Origin of the sequence: Microbacterium sp. NPDC080005 (assembly GCF_040702445.1) — a bacterium.
Classification (GTDB): Bacteria; Actinomycetota; Actinomycetes; order Actinomycetales; family Microbacteriaceae; genus Microbacterium; species Microbacterium oleivorans_D.
Window position 1 is genome coordinate 1 of the sequence record NZ_JBFBLD010000002.1, and the last position, 13,394, is coordinate 13,394.

The following is a 13,394-nucleotide window of genomic DNA, read 5'->3' on the forward strand; positions in this document are numbered from 1 at the left end:
GCGGACGTGTTCGCCGACCTCCTCCTCTCGGGGACTCCGGCGTTGGACGACACGCGTGACACCACCGCGGGACCGCTGGGCGCGATCCGCGCCCGGGTGCAGGTCCTCGTTCCCGCGGCGACGTTGACGGGTGAGGATGACGGGCCGTGTGATCTCGCCGGCCGCTCCCCCATCGACGCCGGCGCCGCGCGACAACTGGCCGGGAACACTCACATCTGGGAGCGGCTGTTCCACGACCCGATCACCGGGGTCACCGTCGCGACCGACTCGTACCGGGTCCCGTCGGGAATGCGACGGTTCCTGCAAGCCCGTGACCAGCACTGCCGGTTCCCCGGATGCCGCACCGCCGCGATCCGCTGCGAGATCGACCACACCCACGATCACGCCCTCGGCGGGAAGACAGAGCTCGGGAACCTCGCGCACCTGTGCCAACGGCACCACTCGATGAAGCAGTTCACCGCCTGGCGAGTCCGACAACTCACGGGTGGCGTCCTCGAATGGACTTCACCCCTCGGCAGGACCTACAGAGAAGACGCACCCACCCCGGCCGTCGCCTTCAGCCCTGCCGCACCACCACCACCGCCCGCCGCGGCAGAACCTGCGCCGTTCTGAGGCCCCCTGCCTACACTCGACGGATGCCGATGTCCGACTACGTCGCCTCCCTCCGTTCGCGCATCGGCACGGACTTCCTCCTCCTGCCGGGCGTGACAGCCGTCATCAGGGACGGGCAGAACTTCCTCCTCGCCCGCCATCGCCATTCCGGCCTCTGGAGCCTGATCGGTGGAGGCGTCGAGCCCGGAGAGGAGCCTGCCGAGTCCCTCGCGCGGGAAGTACACGAAGAAACGGGCGCCCGCGTCCGCATCCGTCGCATCGTCGGGGTCTATGCAGGCGAACCGATGATGGTGACCTACCCCAACGGTGATCGGGTCGGATACGTCACGACCGCCTACGACTGCGAGCTCACGACCGACGCCGCGGCCGACGGTGACGAGCTGCTCGAGCTCGCGTGGTTCCCCCGCGACGCGATCTTTTCTCTTCCGCGCCGCGGCTGGATCGACCGCGTCATCGGCGACGTCCGCGACGATCTGTAGGGTGCCGCCATGACCACCGACACCCACGGCGATCAGACCGTCGTCCTTCTGCACGGGTGGCCGGGTCTCCCCTCGGACTACGACGCGGTCATCGACGGCCTGCCGGGGGTCAGCGTCATCACGCCCGACCTGCTCGGCTTGGGCGCCGGCTTCGACGGCATCCCCAGCGCCGAGGCATCCACCGCCGATGCACACGCCGAGCACGTCCTCGCACGGCTCGATGACGCCGGAATCGCCGGCAACGTCGTCATCGCCGGGTACGACATCGGCAGCCGGATCGCCCAGGCGACGCTCCGCATCAACCCCGAACGGTTCGACGGCGCGGTGCTGACGCCGGGCTATCCGGGCATCGGCGACCGCGCCGCATCCCCTGCCCTCGCGTCGGTCTTCTGGTATCAGCACTTCCACCGCGATCCGGTCGCGGCGCAGCTCATCGACGGCGACGAACGCGCCGTCCGCACCTACCTGACCCGCGTCTGGGACTCGTGGCGCGCCGATCCCGCTCCTCCTCCGCATCTCGACGACATCATCGCCGCCTACGCGCGGCCCGGCGCGTTCGCGGCCAGCCTGCAGTGGTACGTCGCCAACCGCGGCTACGCCGGCGAGACCCCACGCATCACCGTTCCGACGACGATGCTGTGGCCGGGGGCAGACCCGCTGTTCCCCGTCGAATGGAGCGACGCCCTGAACGACCACTTCGTCGACGCCTGCCTCGACGTGATCGACGGATGCGGGCACTTCATCCCCGTCGAACGCCCCGACGCCATGGTCCGGGCGATCCGGTCACACCTTCGCTGACCGCATCAGGTGGCCGCGAGGCGCGCCTTTTCGGCCTCCACATCGAAATCCGCGGCCGGCCACTGCGGATCGATGCGCTCCAACTCGTCGATGAGCAACGCCTGCACCGCCAACCGCGCGTACCACTTGTGATCGGCCGGCACGACGAACCACGGTGCCTGCTCCGTCGAGGTGCGATCGAACACAGCCTGGTACGCGTCCATGTACGCCGGCCACAGCTCACGCTCGTCGACGTCACCCGGGTTGTATTTCCAGTGCTTGTCGGGCCGCTCCAGGCGCTCGCTCAAGCGCGCCTTCTGCTCGTCGCCGGAGATGTGCAGCATCACCTTCACGATGTGCACACCCCGCTCCGCCAGGCCCGCCTCGAAGTCGACGATCGCCCCGTACCGACGCTCGATCTCCTCGGGAGGAGCGAGCCGGCGCACCCGACCGATCAGCACGTCCTCGTAGTGCGAGCGATCGAACACGCCGATGTAACCCGGCTCGGGGACCTCTCGCTCGATCCGCCAGAGGAAGTCATGCGCGAGCTCTTCGGACGTCGGCTTCTTGAACGCCTTCAGGTGCACGCCCTGCGGATCGGTCGCCCCGATCACGTGCCGGACGATCCCCCCCTTGCCCGCCGAGTCCATCGCCTGCAGCACCAGCAGCACCGCCGGCGAATCCGGCTGCGTGCGGCTCTGCGCGTAGAGCCGCTCCTGCAACTGGTCGAACTGCTCAGCCGCCGCGGCGAGATCCGCCTTCCCCGACTTCTTGCCGCCCTCATACCCCGGCGTCGATGCGGGGTCGACGTCGGCGAGACGGAATCCCGGCCCGACGCGCAGCAGCGTCGAGGGCGAACCGGTCCAGTGATCTCCAGCACTCATGCGGCACATCCTGCCGCGTCGCGGTCGCCCGCGCGACGGGCTTGCGGACTATCGCGTCAGCGGGACCTCGATGATCTGCCGACCGCCCGCGGGCGAGGTCAACGCCTGGTCGAGCGCACCCCGCGTGGTCACACGCTGGTACTCCCACCCGTACGCACGCGCGATCTCCTCGATCCGCGCGGTCTGGGGCGTGAACTGCACCCGGTCGAACGCCTCGGCACCCGCGATCCCCGCCACCTCGAGACCGTCGAAGATCGTCCCTCCGCCATCGTTGCCGACGATCACCTGAACCCGCGGCTCGTTCTCGGCCGACGGATGCAGCAGCGCTCCGACATCGTGCAGGAACGCGAGATCGCCGAGGAGCACGCGGGTGACGCCCGGTGTGGCGCCGCGCTGCGATGCGGCAGCGATACCCAGCCCTGTCGCGACTGTGCCGTCGATGCCGGCCAGGCCGCGATTGGCGTGCACCGGCACCTTCTTGCCGCCGAGCACCTCGTCGGCCACCCGTACGAGTCGCGACGATCCGAACAGCAACCGGTCGTGCGGCCATGTCGCCCGCCAGACGGCATCCACGAGCACGGTCCGGTCCACCGGCGCGCGGATCGCCCCCAGCTCCGCCGAGATCGCGCCGAGGCGCTGCGCCGGCACAGCCGACGACAGCGCGTCGGCATCCGGCGCAGCGGGGCTGAGATCGACGACCTGCTCCCGCGACGCCCGCATCCACGCCCCGAGCCACTCGCGGTCCGCAGCGCCGGAGGGCGCGGACACGCCGTCCACGGCGACCGTCGTGCCGTTGAGATTCACCTGCTCACCCGGACCCCGCACCGCCAGCACCTCGACGTCCCCGCGACTCAGCAGGCGCGCGACCTCCCGACTCAGCGTGGGATGCCCGAACACGACGACCCGTTCGACCCGTCCCCCGAGGTCCGGGTCCGCGAGCAATCGCCGATACCCGTGGACCAGATGCCGCCCGAACCGTGCGCCGCTGACGATCTCCGCGATCAGCGGGTACCCGCCCTCGTGCGCCAGCTGCTCGGCATCCGCTCCGGCATCCGCCCCGGCGACGACGATCGTGCGCGGTCCCGACTCGAGGGCCACCGGCTCCGCCTCGACCACCTCGAGCGCCGCACCGACGCCACCGCCGCCCTGGTAATGCGCACCCCAGTCCGCCTCGGCGGTCTCATCGGCGGGTTCCGCAGGGTCGGATGCCGCGACCACACCGCTCGACGACGGCAGCCACTCCGGCAGCTCACCCGCCAGCGGCTCGCGGAACGGGACGTTGAGGTGCACGGGACCGGCGACACGCGAACCCGCGCCCACCGCGGCATCCCACCCCTCGTCGGCGGCGGCGCGGAACGGGGCGACCTCGTCACCGTCGACCGCCTCCGCGAGTGCCTCGGCGACCGACAGGTCGGACTCGAGTCGGACGAAGCCCGAGAACATCCCCGGCTGTCGCGTCGCCTGGTTCGCACCGACGCCACGCAGCTCCGGCGGTCGGTCGGCGGTCAGCAGCAGCAGCGGCACACCGGAATGGTGCGCTTCGAGGACGGCGGGGAAGAGGTTCGCGACCGCGGTGCCGGAGGTGCAGATGACGGCCGCCGGCATCCGATCCTCACGACCGATGCCGAGGGCGGTGAAGCCCGCCACGCGTTCGTCGACGCGCACGTGCAGCCGGATGACGCCTCGCGCCTCGAGTTCCGCCGCCACGAGGGCCAGCGCCTGCGACCGCGATCCCGGCGAGAGCACGATGTGCCGAAGACCCCTCTCGATCAGTCGGCTCAGCAGCGCGGCCGCGGCGTCGGTCGCGGGGGCGCGACCGGATCGGTCGAGGGTCATGTCAGGAACGCGACCCGCGCGGCTGCTCGTCGGAGTCGTCGTCCGCCGGCGGCTCGATCGGACGATCACGCGGGTCGGGAGCCTCGGAGTCGAGCGCTGCGAGCTCCTCTTCAAGACGGCGGATGCGCTCGTCCTGGTCGCTGGTGGTGTTCAGGCGTCCGAGGAACTCCGGGTCGTCGTCGGGGGCGCGGAAGGCGACACGGCTCGACGAGGCGCGAGCACGGCCGATGACGAACCAGAGGATGCCGCCCACGACCGGCAGCAGGATGACGATCAGCAGCCAGATCGGCTTGCTGACCCCGCGGTGACGGGTCGGAGACTGGACGGCGCAATCGACGACGCTGTAGACCCAGAACGCGGCCAGCAGCAGCGCCAGAACGAGGTACACGCGCGCCATTCCTCCATCCTAGGCGCGCGTTCGCACCCCGAGGCTGCCGGGCGACGGCACGAGGGCACGGTCGTAGAATGGGGATATGCGTGCCCGCTCAGCCCTCGTCTTCGCGTTGCTGCGGCTGCTCGCCTTCTTCGTCCCGTTCGGCATCATGATGCTCTTCCCGGTCCTGCGCGAGCAGTACTGGCTCGCCGCCATCTTCGCCGCCCTCATCGGTCTCAGCCTCTCGATGCTGTTCCTCCGTCGTCCGCTGGACGAAGTCTCGGCCGGCATCGCCGAGACCCGCGCGGCGCGTAAGCGGGCCGAGAGCGACGAAGCGGTCGAGGACGCGGCCAACTGACGCTCAGGCGACGAACGCCCAGAGGATGAACGCGCTCCACGCGAGCGATGCCAGCGAGCTCAGCTGCAGCGCGACGATGAGTTCGCGCGGCGTGCGGTAGGTCCAGACGATGAGCGTGGCCGAGAGTGTCGCGAGCAGGACGATCAGCGAAAGCCACGCCACCGGGTAGAAGACCGCCAGGATCGGCACGATCGCGAACGGCACGAGCATGAACACGGTGTAGAGAACCTGGGACGCGCGCTTGCCGATGAGGACCGTGAGGGTGCGCTTGCCCGCGACACGGTCCTGATCGATGTCGCGCAGGTTGTTCGTCACCAGCACGCCGCACGCGAGGGCGCCGACGGCGATCGAGGGGATCCACGACTCCTGCGGCACGGACCCCGCCTGCACGAAGGTCGTGCCGATGACCGCGACGGGCCCGAAGAAGACGAACACGAACAGCTCGCCGAGACCGAAGTAGCCGTAGGGTCGCTTGCCACCGGTGTAGAACCACGCCGCGACGATGCAGACGGCCCCGACCGCGAGCAGCCACCAGAACTGGGTGCGGATGACGATCGCAAGGCCCGTGACCGCCGCGATGCCGAAGAAGATGAGGGCGGCGATCAGGACCGCGCGGGGCGCGACGCGTCCCGACGCGGTCAGGCGGGTCGGTCCCACGCGGTGGTCGTCGGTTCCCCGCACGCCGTCGCTGTAGTCGTTGGCGAAGTTGACCGCGATCTGAAGAGACACCGCGACGACGAGGCAGCAGAGAGCGAGAACCCAGTGGAAGCCCGCTCCGACGGCGATCGCGGCGCCGGTTCCGACAAGGATCGGGCTGATCGCGAGGGGGAGGGTGCGCAGCCGCGCGGCACCGATCCAGTCGCGCGCCGTCACCGGGGCGGGCTTGGACGGCGCGGACGAGACGCGCGTCTTCGCCGGGTTGCCGCGCGAACCGGAGCGCTTCGCGGCGGGCTTGCGTGAGGTCTTTCGGGATGCGGCCACGACCAAGAATCCTATCCGCGCTCCCCCGCGCCACCCCCTCCCGCGTACGGCGCCGCAGGCGGAGACTGGGCGCATGCTGCACATCGGGAACATCGTGCTCACCGTCGAGGACATCGATCGCGCCATCACGTTCTGGACGCAGGCACTCGGCTACACCGCCCGCAAGACCGACCTCGACTGGGCTCTCCTCGACTCGCCCGAGAAGACCCGATGGAGCGACCCGCTGCCGAGCCTCGCCCTCTCAGTCACCGGCTACCCGCAGCACTACCCGCCGCGGATCCATCTCGACCTCTACGCCGAGGAGCAGGGCGAGGAGGTCGCCCGACTGCTCGCCCTCGGCGCGCGCGAGGTGGACTGGGACGGGTACCCGGCCGATGCGGACTGGATTGTCCTCGAGGACACCGAAGGCAACCGGTTCTGCGTCGTGCAGACCGGTCCGTTCGCATCAGGCGCCGGGGACGGCGTCCTCCGCGAGTAGTCGCCGGAGCAGCGCGCGGTCGGGTTTGCCGCTCGCGGTCAGCGGCACGGCATCGAGCACGAGCAGCTCCCGCGGACGCGCCGGCGCACCGATGGCGGCCGCGACGACCCGGCGCACCTCCTCGAGCACGTCGGGCTCACCCCGGCCGGCGAGCGCTGCCCGTGAGAGGACGACGACGGATGCCGCACCCCACCGCTCGTCCGTCGTCGGCACGACCACGGCACCCTCGAGTCCCTTCACGGTCCGCGTGGCCTGCTCTACCCGGTCGAGCGAGACGTTCACACCACCCGAGACGATGACGTTGTCGCGGCGACCCGTGACCCGCAGCACGCCGTCGTCGAAGGACCCGGAGTCGCCCGTGCGGTACCAGCGCGCCCCGTCCTCGTCCCGGACGAACGCCTCGGCGGTGAGCTCGGGATCGCCGAGATAGCCGTCGGCGAGCGTAGGGCCACTCAGCTGCACCTCGCCGTCGGCGATCCGCACGCGCACACCCTCGAGCGGTCGGCCGTCGTAGACGCAGCCTCCGCTCGTCTCGGTCGATCCGTAGGTGCGGACGATCCGCGCACCGAGCGCGAGGGCGCGCTCGGCGAGAGCGGGCGGGAGCGCCTGCCCGCCGACGAGCACAGCCTCGAACGACGCGAACGCACGCGCGACCGCGGCATCCGTCTCCCCCGCCTCGACCACTGTCTGCACCTGCGCAGGCACGAGCGACGTGTACGTCGGGATCCGGCGCCCGCCCTCGCTCGCGGCCATCGCCGACGCCGCCGCGGTGAAGGTCTGCGCCGTGAACGACCCCGCCAGGATCGCCGGGTCGCGCCCGGCGACGAGCGCCCGCACCATGACCTGGACGCCCGCGACATAGGTGGCGGGCAGGGCGAGGAGCCAGCTGCCGCTGCCGATGCGGTCGGCGGTCGCGAGCGCCGACGACGTCAGCGCCGACCGGCTGAGCGCGACGGACTTCGGGTACCCCGTCGACCCGCTCGTCGTGACGACGACGGCCGTGCCCGCCGCGACCTCGCCCGGCAGGCCCTCCGCGCCGCCGAGCGCCACCGCGGGCCCCGCGCCCAGCACGGCCGCCCGCAGCGCCCGCAGGACGTCACGAGGATCGGCGGAGTCGAGGCGGCGCAGCTGCATCGCCGGACTCAGAAGTGGTACGGGTAGGGCGACCAGTCCGGGTCGCGCTTCTCGAGGAACGCGTCGCGGCCCTCGACGGCCTCGTCGGTGCCGTAGGCGAGCCGGGTCGCCTCGCCGGCGAACACCTGCTGGCCGACCATGCCGTCGTCGATCGCGTTGAACGCGAACTTCAGCATGCGGATCGCGGTCGGAGACTTGCCGAGGATGGTCCGCGCCATGTCGAGGGCCTCGCGCTCCAGGTCGGCGTGCGGCACGACGCGGTTGACCGCGCCCATCTCGTACGCGCGCTGCGCCGAGTACTCCTCGGCGAGGAAGAACACCTCGCGCGCCACCTTCTGCCCCACCTGGCGCGCCATGTACGCCGAGCCGTAGCCGGCGTCGAACGATCCGACATCCGCGTCGGTCTGCTTGAACCTGCCGTGCTCGGCGCTGGCGATGGACAGGTCGCACACGATGTGCAGCGAGTGTCCGCCGCCCGCAGCCCATCCCGGGATCACCGCGATGACGACCTTCGGCATGAAGCGGATGAGGCGCTGCACCTCGAGGATGTGCAGCCGCCCCGCCCGCGCCGGATCGTGGACCGCGCTCTCGTCGTCGGAGTACTTGTACCCGTCGCGTCCGCGGATGCGCTGGTCGCCGCCGGAGCAGAACGCCCACCCGCCGTCCTTCGGGCTCGGTCCGTTGCCGGTGAGGAGCACGACACCGACCTTCGGGTCCTGCCGCGCGATGTCGAGCGCCCGGTACAGCTCGTCGACGGTGTGCGGGCGGAAGGCGTTGCGGACCTCGGGCCGGTCGAACGCGATCCGCGCGACCCGCCCGTCCGTCGAGACGTGCGCGGTGATGTCGGTGTAGCCCTCGGCGCCGGGCGCCGGGGTCCACTCCGCCGGGTCGAAGAGCTCGGAGACGGTCACCGGGCCAGCCTACGCGCGGGGCCGAATCGAGCGGATGCCGCACAGCGTCACACTCGCCGTCGCGAGGAGCCGCGCGCCCCTACCCTGGAGCCGTGACGTCCCGCGCTCTCCCCGCCCTCGCCGCCGCCGTGCTGGCGCTCGCCCTCTGCGCCTGTGCGCCTGCCGCCCCGAACGCCGACCCCGGCCCGAGTCCATCCGACGAACCGACATTCTCCTGGAGCGTGGACTGCGAACCTGAGACGGGCGTCACGATCTTCGTCGACCTGGGCAACCTCCCCGGAGCGGATGACGTCCCATTCCATGCGTGCATTCCCGCCGACGGCCCGATCGCGGCGACCGACGCCCTCGCCGCCGCCGGCGTCGAGCTCGAGGGGACCACCGAGTACGGTGACGCCATCGTCTGCCGCGTGAACGGCCTGCCCGCAGCCGACGAGCCCGTCGGATCGACCGAGGACCCCGACTACGTCGAGACCTGCGAGAGCATGCCCGCCGGCTTCGCGTACTGGGGCCTGTGGGTGCGGACCTCCCTTTACGACGAGTGGGACTACGCGCAGGAGGGCATCGACACCCTGCAGCTCGCGCCCGGCGAGAGCCTCGAACTGCTCTTCTCGCTCGACGGCGAACCGGCGGCTCCGACGTCGTGACCTTCCGCCCCGGACCGCTGCGGGCCGCGACCGCCGTCGCGGTCGGGTTCGTCGTGGTCCGGGTGCTCTACCGCGTCCTCTTCGGTGGTGCGGACGGCGACGGTGCGGTCCTCCTCGATCTGCCCTCGTGGCGTCTGCCCGCCCCGTTCGCGCACGTCGCGGTACTCGGCCCGGTGACCTCCGACGGACTCGTGGAGGCCGCGGCATCCGCTCTGCCGATCGCGGTGCCGCTGCTGATCGTCGGAGCGCTCGTCGCGGTGCTCGACGTGCCGCGCCTGCTCGCGCGCGCGGCGCGGCGCGGTCCTCTGCAGGGGCTCGCGCGTGCGCTCGCCCTCGCATGGGCGACCCTGCCCGCACTGGCCGACGCCGTGCGCGTCGTGCGGCGGGCCGCGCGGCTGCGCGGTGAGCGCCCCGGGGTGCGACTGCTCGCGCCGGTCCTCGAGCGCACCCTGCAGCGCGCTGTCGCCCTCGGAACGGCGCTCGAACTGCGCGGGTATGCCGGGGCGGGCGAGGTCCCCCGGGCCGATCCCGTCGTGCACCTGGACGGCGCGGCGTGGGGGTACGGGGACCGCACCGTCGCGGCCGTCGACCGGCTCGGCCTGGCCGCGGGGACGCTCACCCTCGTCGTCGGCTCCACCGGCGCGGGCAAGACCACCGTGCTGCGGGGCCTCGCAGGACTCCACACCACCACGGACGGCGGATGGAGCGCCGGCACGATCGACGTGGTCGGGATGCCGCGCGACGCGCGGCTGCCCCGCGACACCGCCCGGTCGGTCGGGGCCGTGCTGCAGGACCCCCGCCAGGGGTTCGCCGCCGAGCGGGTGCGCGACGAGATCGCCCTCGCGCTCGAGCTGCGGGGCGCGGCGGGCGGGGAAGTCGACGCGCGGGTCGCCGAGAGCGCGGAGCGGGTCGGGGTGACGCACCTGCTGGACCGTCGAGTCGGGGAGCTGTCGGCGGGTGAGGCGACACTCGTGGCGATCGCCGCGGCGATCGTCGACGGCCCCGCCCTGCTGCTGGTCGACGAACCCCTCGCGGATCTCGACACGGCATCCCGCGCCCGGATCGTCGCACTGCTGGCCGATCTCGCGCACGGGTCGGGGGTCTGCGTCGTGGTCGCGGAGCATCGCGCCGGTGAGTTCGCCGCTGTCGTCGATGACGTCGTGAGCGTCGGCGGGCGGGACGAGGCAGCGCTGCCCGAGCCGCCGGCCAGGGCGATCGGCGCGACGGTCCTCGAGGCACGCGGGGTGACCGTGCGGCACGGCTCGCGGACCGCGGTCGACGGCGCGGACCTGCGCGTCGCGGCCGGCGAGATCGTCGCGGTGCGAGGGCCGAACGGCGCCGGCAAGTCGAGCCTGCTGACCGCGATCGCGCTGGGCGCGCCGGGTGTTCGGGCGACGGGCGACGTCGCCCTGGTCCCGGACGCCTCGGACGATCTCTTCGTCCGCGACACCGTCGAGGCCGAGTGCCGTCACGCCGATCGGCGCGCACGGACAACCGGCACAGCCGCCCTGTTCCTCGACCAGCTCGGCATTGCGGCCGACTCCCCCGCGGCAGACGCGCTGCATCAGCGGCATCCGCTGGACCTGTCAGCCGGCCAGCGACGGTGCCTCGCGATCGCGATCCAGTGCTCACAGCGACCCGCCGCGCTGCTCGTCGACGAGCCGACGCGTGGCCTCGACCCCGCCGCCCGCGCGCTCGTCGCGACCGCGCTCGTGCGCACGGCGGAGACCGGGACCGCAGTCGTCTTCGCGACGCACGACGCGGGGCTCGCTGGTGCCCTGGCAGATCGCACGGTGCGCATCGAGGCCGGGGTGCTGCGCCCGGGCGGTCTGCCGTCGGATCCGGCGATCGTCACCGGATCCGGATCGATCGCGCCCGCGGCATCCGAATCCCGCGACACCGTCCGAATCCGCCAACGGCCGGATGCCGTACCGCGCAGCCCGCGCTCGCGCGGACTCGTGCTGCTCGCCGCGAACCTGCTCGCCGCCGGTGCGTTCGCCTGGCCGCTCGTGGCGGCCGCGCTGCCGTCGCAGGCGCAGGCTGCGGCCCCCGTCATCGCCCTGGCACTCGCTCCGCTCGCCGTCGTGCTCGTCGCGACCGCCGTCGACGCGTCGATCCGCTCGGCCCACACACTCGCCCTGCTGGCGACGCTGGCCGCGATCGGCGGCGCCATCCGGCTCGCATCGACGGGTGTCGGCGGTGTCGAGGCGCTGTTCGTCCTGCTGATCCTGGCCGGCCGCGCCTACGGAGCACGGTTCGGGATGCTGCTCGGCGCCGCGTCACTGCTGCTGTCGTCGCTCGTGTGGGGTGGTGTGGGGCCCTGGCTGCCGTTCCAGATGTTCGCCTGCGGGTGGGTGGCCGCCGGCGCCGCGCTCCTGCCGACGAGGGTGCGCGGGCGGGGCGAGATCGTGATGCTGGCGCTTTACGGCGCCGTGGCGTCGTACCTTTTCGGTCTCGTCATGAACCTCTGGTTCTGGCCGTTCGCGGTCGGCGCCGGAACGACGATCTCGTACACGCCCGGGGCACCCCTGACCGAGAACCTCGCGAGCTTCCTGCTCTACTCGCTCGTCACTTCGACGGCGGGATGGGACACCGTGCGCGCGGTCACCACCGTCGTCGGGATCGCGCTCGTAGGACGCCCCCTGCTGCGCTCGCTGCGCCGCGTGAAGCCGGTCTCGGTCCCCGTCGCAGTGCCCGGGACGCCCGAACCCGTCGCCGTCGTGCGAAGCTTGTAGGGCGGCCCTCACCCCCGACGAGCGCCGCGGAAGGACCCCCGCATGAAGATCACGAGATCATCCGATTGGCGGGACGCTCTTCCGTTCGAGACGCCCGTGCTCGCCGCCGACGCTGTGCCCGGCGAACCGACCCGTTGCGTGAGCTGCCCCGCCGGCAGCGAGCCGCGCGAGCGCACCGAACTGTGGGTCGTGAAGCACCGGCATCCCAACAATCACGCGGGCTTCGTGCGGTACTACTGCGCCGAGCACGCCCCGAAGACCGCACCGCCGCCCCCGCCGTCCGTCGCCCGCCCTGGCAAGGCCCGTGGCACCGCGCCGAAGCCGCGTCCGGAGCGCACCGTCGCTCCGAAGCGCCCTGCGGCGTCGATCGACGTCGTGCGCGCGATGTGCCCGGACTGCTTCGTCGAGGTCTCCGCGACCGGCGTCTGCGGGATGTGCGGCCAGCAGGTCGCCTGATCGCGGATCAGGGTTCGTCCGGTGCGTCCGCGACGTTCGCGAGCCACCAGCCTTCGAGGTGATCGATCGCCGCGGCGGGGAGGAGCCCCGAACCCGTCGAGAGGCCGGTCGTCCCGCCCCCTCTTGGCGTCTGCAGGCTGCGCAGGAGCAACACCGATGTGCCGAGGACGGTCACCCGCACGTGTGGCTCTTCACCTTCGCGGACCTCGTATCGCAAGACGCCCCCGTCCGTCCGCTCGGTGACGCCGTCGCACGACGCGATGAGGCCCACGAGCGGTGCAGCGGCAGCCTGCGTGGCTGATCCGAATCGCCAGACGGATGCCGCGTAGGCGAACCCGACAGCGGCTTCGGTCTCTCCACTGACACGCGCGGACGTCTGGTCGATCGCACCCGCGGCGAACATGTCGTCGGCGGGCTCGGAGTAGGCGGGGGTGTCGCCGACGGCCACGGTGCACGCCGCCGCCGGATAGCCCGGCTCCGTCCTGGCCGGGGCGCATGCGCCGTCACCTCGCAGGTGACGCGCCGCCGTCCACTGCATCGTCGACACGTCGTCGATCCCCGGCATCCCGTCCACGGAGTTGCCCACGCGGAGGTCCTCACTCGCCTCCGCCGTGCACGCGGGGGCCTCGCCGGGTGACGATACGACCGTGCGTGACGGCGTTGGAGTCGGCATTTCCTCGGACTCGATACTGGCCGTGGACACGCAGCCCGCAAGAGCGATCGCGGGGAGCAGCAC

15 protein-coding genes are annotated in these 13,394 nt (G+C 72.0%); 8 read left to right on the forward strand and 7 right to left on the reverse strand.

Annotated elements, in window-relative coordinates; translation table 11 throughout:
* The 3 genes from AB0259_RS06905 to AB0259_RS06915 all read left to right on the forward strand — a co-directional run.
* Window positions 1-612, forward strand: a 612-nt coding sequence (locus tag AB0259_RS06905) for an HNH endonuclease signature motif containing protein (RefSeq protein WP_366222692.1), incomplete at its 5' end; no start/stop codon positions are given.
* A 23-nt stretch (window positions 613-635) separates the two neighbouring features.
* Window positions 636-1,091 (forward strand): NUDIX domain-containing protein, encoded by a 456-nt coding sequence (locus AB0259_RS06910; protein WP_251578628.1) that lies wholly within the window; start codon window positions 636-638, stop codon window positions 1,089-1,091.
* 9 nt (window positions 1,092-1,100) lie between these two features.
* Window positions 1,101-1,889, forward strand: a complete 789-nt coding sequence (locus AB0259_RS06915) for an alpha/beta hydrolase (protein WP_366222689.1) — start codon at window positions 1,101-1,103, stop codon at window positions 1,887-1,889.
* Window positions 1,890-1,894: 5 nt separating this feature from the next.
* Here AB0259_RS06915 and AB0259_RS06920 read toward each other — a convergent pair whose 3' ends face one another.
* The 3 genes from AB0259_RS06920 to AB0259_RS06930 are packed head-to-tail and all read right to left on the reverse strand — an operon-like array spanning window position 1,895 to window position 4,985.
* Window positions 1,895-2,752, reverse strand: a complete 858-nt coding sequence (locus AB0259_RS06920; RefSeq protein ID WP_366222688.1) for a polyphosphate kinase 2 family protein — start codon at window positions 2,750-2,752, stop codon at window positions 1,895-1,897.
* Window positions 2,753-2,800: 48 nt separating this feature from the next.
* Window positions 2,801-4,588, reverse strand: coding sequence for a 2-succinyl-5-enolpyruvyl-6-hydroxy-3-cyclohexene-1-carboxylic-acid synthase (menD, locus tag AB0259_RS06925; RefSeq protein ID WP_366222687.1), 1,788 nt, complete (start codon window positions 4,586-4,588; stop codon window positions 2,801-2,803).
* Window position 4,589: 1 nt separating this feature from the next.
* The gene (locus AB0259_RS06930) at window positions 4,590-4,985 is read right to left on the reverse strand and encodes a PLDc N-terminal domain-containing protein (RefSeq protein ID WP_366222686.1); all 396 of its coding nucleotides are present in this window, start codon (window positions 4,983-4,985) and stop codon (window positions 4,590-4,592) included.
* A gap of 76 nt (window positions 4,986-5,061) precedes the next feature.
* Between AB0259_RS06930 and AB0259_RS06935 the strand changes: the two genes are divergently transcribed.
* Entirely contained in the window at window positions 5,062-5,319 is a 258-nt protein-coding gene (locus tag AB0259_RS06935; RefSeq protein WP_251578618.1) for a DUF4229 domain-containing protein, read from the forward strand.
* Between the two features lie 3 nt (window positions 5,320-5,322).
* On the opposite strand, the gene AB0259_RS06940 is transcribed toward AB0259_RS06935, so the two are convergent.
* The gene (locus tag AB0259_RS06940) at window positions 5,323-6,300 is read right to left on the reverse strand and encodes a 1,4-dihydroxy-2-naphthoate polyprenyltransferase (protein ID WP_251578616.1); all 978 of its coding nucleotides are present in this window, start codon (window positions 6,298-6,300) and stop codon (window positions 5,323-5,325) included.
* A 73-nt stretch (window positions 6,301-6,373) separates the two neighbouring features.
* On the opposite strand from AB0259_RS06940, the gene AB0259_RS06945 reads away from it, so the two are divergent.
* On the forward strand, window positions 6,374-6,778 hold the full coding sequence (locus AB0259_RS06945) for a VOC family protein (RefSeq protein ID WP_366222685.1): 405 nt from the start codon (window positions 6,374-6,376) through the stop codon (window positions 6,776-6,778).
* Here AB0259_RS06945 and AB0259_RS06950 read toward each other — a convergent pair.
* Window positions 6,746-7,912 (reverse strand): AMP-binding protein, encoded by a 1,167-nt coding sequence (locus tag AB0259_RS06950; protein ID WP_366222683.1) that lies wholly within the window; start codon window positions 7,910-7,912, stop codon window positions 6,746-6,748. The genes AB0259_RS06945 and AB0259_RS06950 overlap by 33 nt on opposite strands.
* A gap of 8 nt (window positions 7,913-7,920) precedes the next feature.
* Window positions 7,921-8,823, reverse strand: a complete 903-nt coding sequence (locus tag AB0259_RS06955) for a 1,4-dihydroxy-2-naphthoyl-CoA synthase (protein ID WP_366222681.1) — start codon at window positions 8,821-8,823, stop codon at window positions 7,921-7,923.
* A gap of 92 nt (window positions 8,824-8,915) precedes the next feature.
* Here AB0259_RS06955 and AB0259_RS06960 point away from each other — a divergent pair, with 92 nt between their 5' ends.
* The 3 genes from AB0259_RS06960 to AB0259_RS06970 are packed head-to-tail and all read left to right on the forward strand — an operon-like array spanning window position 8,916 to window position 12,658.
* Window positions 8,916-9,467 carry a hypothetical protein gene (locus AB0259_RS06960; RefSeq protein WP_366222679.1) on the forward strand — a complete coding sequence of 184 codons (552 nt, stop codon included), beginning with the start codon at window positions 8,916-8,918 and terminating at the stop codon, window positions 9,465-9,467.
* Complete coding sequence (locus tag AB0259_RS06965) at window positions 9,464-12,202, forward strand: ABC transporter ATP-binding protein (RefSeq protein WP_366222677.1); 2,739 nt, start codon at window positions 9,464-9,466, stop codon at window positions 12,200-12,202. The genes AB0259_RS06960 and AB0259_RS06965 overlap by 4 nt, the downstream gene beginning before the upstream one ends.
* Window positions 12,203-12,244: 42 nt before the next feature.
* The gene (locus AB0259_RS06970; protein WP_366222675.1) at window positions 12,245-12,658 is read left to right on the forward strand and encodes a glucose-6-phosphate dehydrogenase; all 414 of its coding nucleotides are present in this window, start codon (window positions 12,245-12,247) and stop codon (window positions 12,656-12,658) included.
* A gap of 7 nt (window positions 12,659-12,665) precedes the next feature.
* Here the strand turns inward: AB0259_RS06970 and AB0259_RS06975 are convergent, their stop codons facing one another.
* Window positions 12,666-13,244: a hypothetical protein gene (locus tag AB0259_RS06975; RefSeq protein WP_366222670.1), complete on the reverse strand. Its 579-nt coding sequence runs from the start codon at window positions 13,242-13,244 to the stop codon at window positions 12,666-12,668.
* Between the last annotated feature and the right edge of the window lie 150 nt (window positions 13,245-13,394).

Excerpts from the sequence above, each read along its gene's own strand:
- AB0259_RS06910 (WP_251578628.1), top strand. The coding sequence starts at position 636 with ATGCCGATGTCCGACTACGTCGCCTCCCTCCGTTCGCGCATCGGCACG.
- AB0259_RS06915 (WP_366222689.1), top strand. The coding sequence starts at position 1,101 with ATGACCACCGACACCCACGGCGATCAGACCGTCGTCCTTCTGCACGGG.
- AB0259_RS06920 (WP_366222688.1), bottom strand. The coding sequence starts at position 2,752 with ATGAGTGCTGGAGATCACTGGACCGGTTCGCCCTCGACGCTGCTGCGC.
- menD (WP_366222687.1), bottom strand. The coding sequence starts at position 4,588 with ATGACCCTCGACCGATCCGGTCGCGCCCCCGCGACCGACGCCGCGGCC.
- AB0259_RS06930 (WP_366222686.1), bottom strand. The coding sequence starts at position 4,985 with ATGGCGCGCGTGTACCTCGTTCTGGCGCTGCTGCTGGCCGCGTTCTGG.
- AB0259_RS06935 (WP_251578618.1), top strand. The coding sequence starts at position 5,062 with ATGCGTGCCCGCTCAGCCCTCGTCTTCGCGTTGCTGCGGCTGCTCGCC.
- AB0259_RS06945 (WP_366222685.1), top strand. The coding sequence starts at position 6,374 with ATGCTGCACATCGGGAACATCGTGCTCACCGTCGAGGACATCGATCGC.
- AB0259_RS06950 (WP_366222683.1), bottom strand. The coding sequence starts at position 7,912 with ATGCAGCTGCGCCGCCTCGACTCCGCCGATCCTCGTGACGTCCTGCGG.
- AB0259_RS06970 (WP_366222675.1), top strand. The coding sequence starts at position 12,245 with ATGAAGATCACGAGATCATCCGATTGGCGGGACGCTCTTCCGTTCGAG.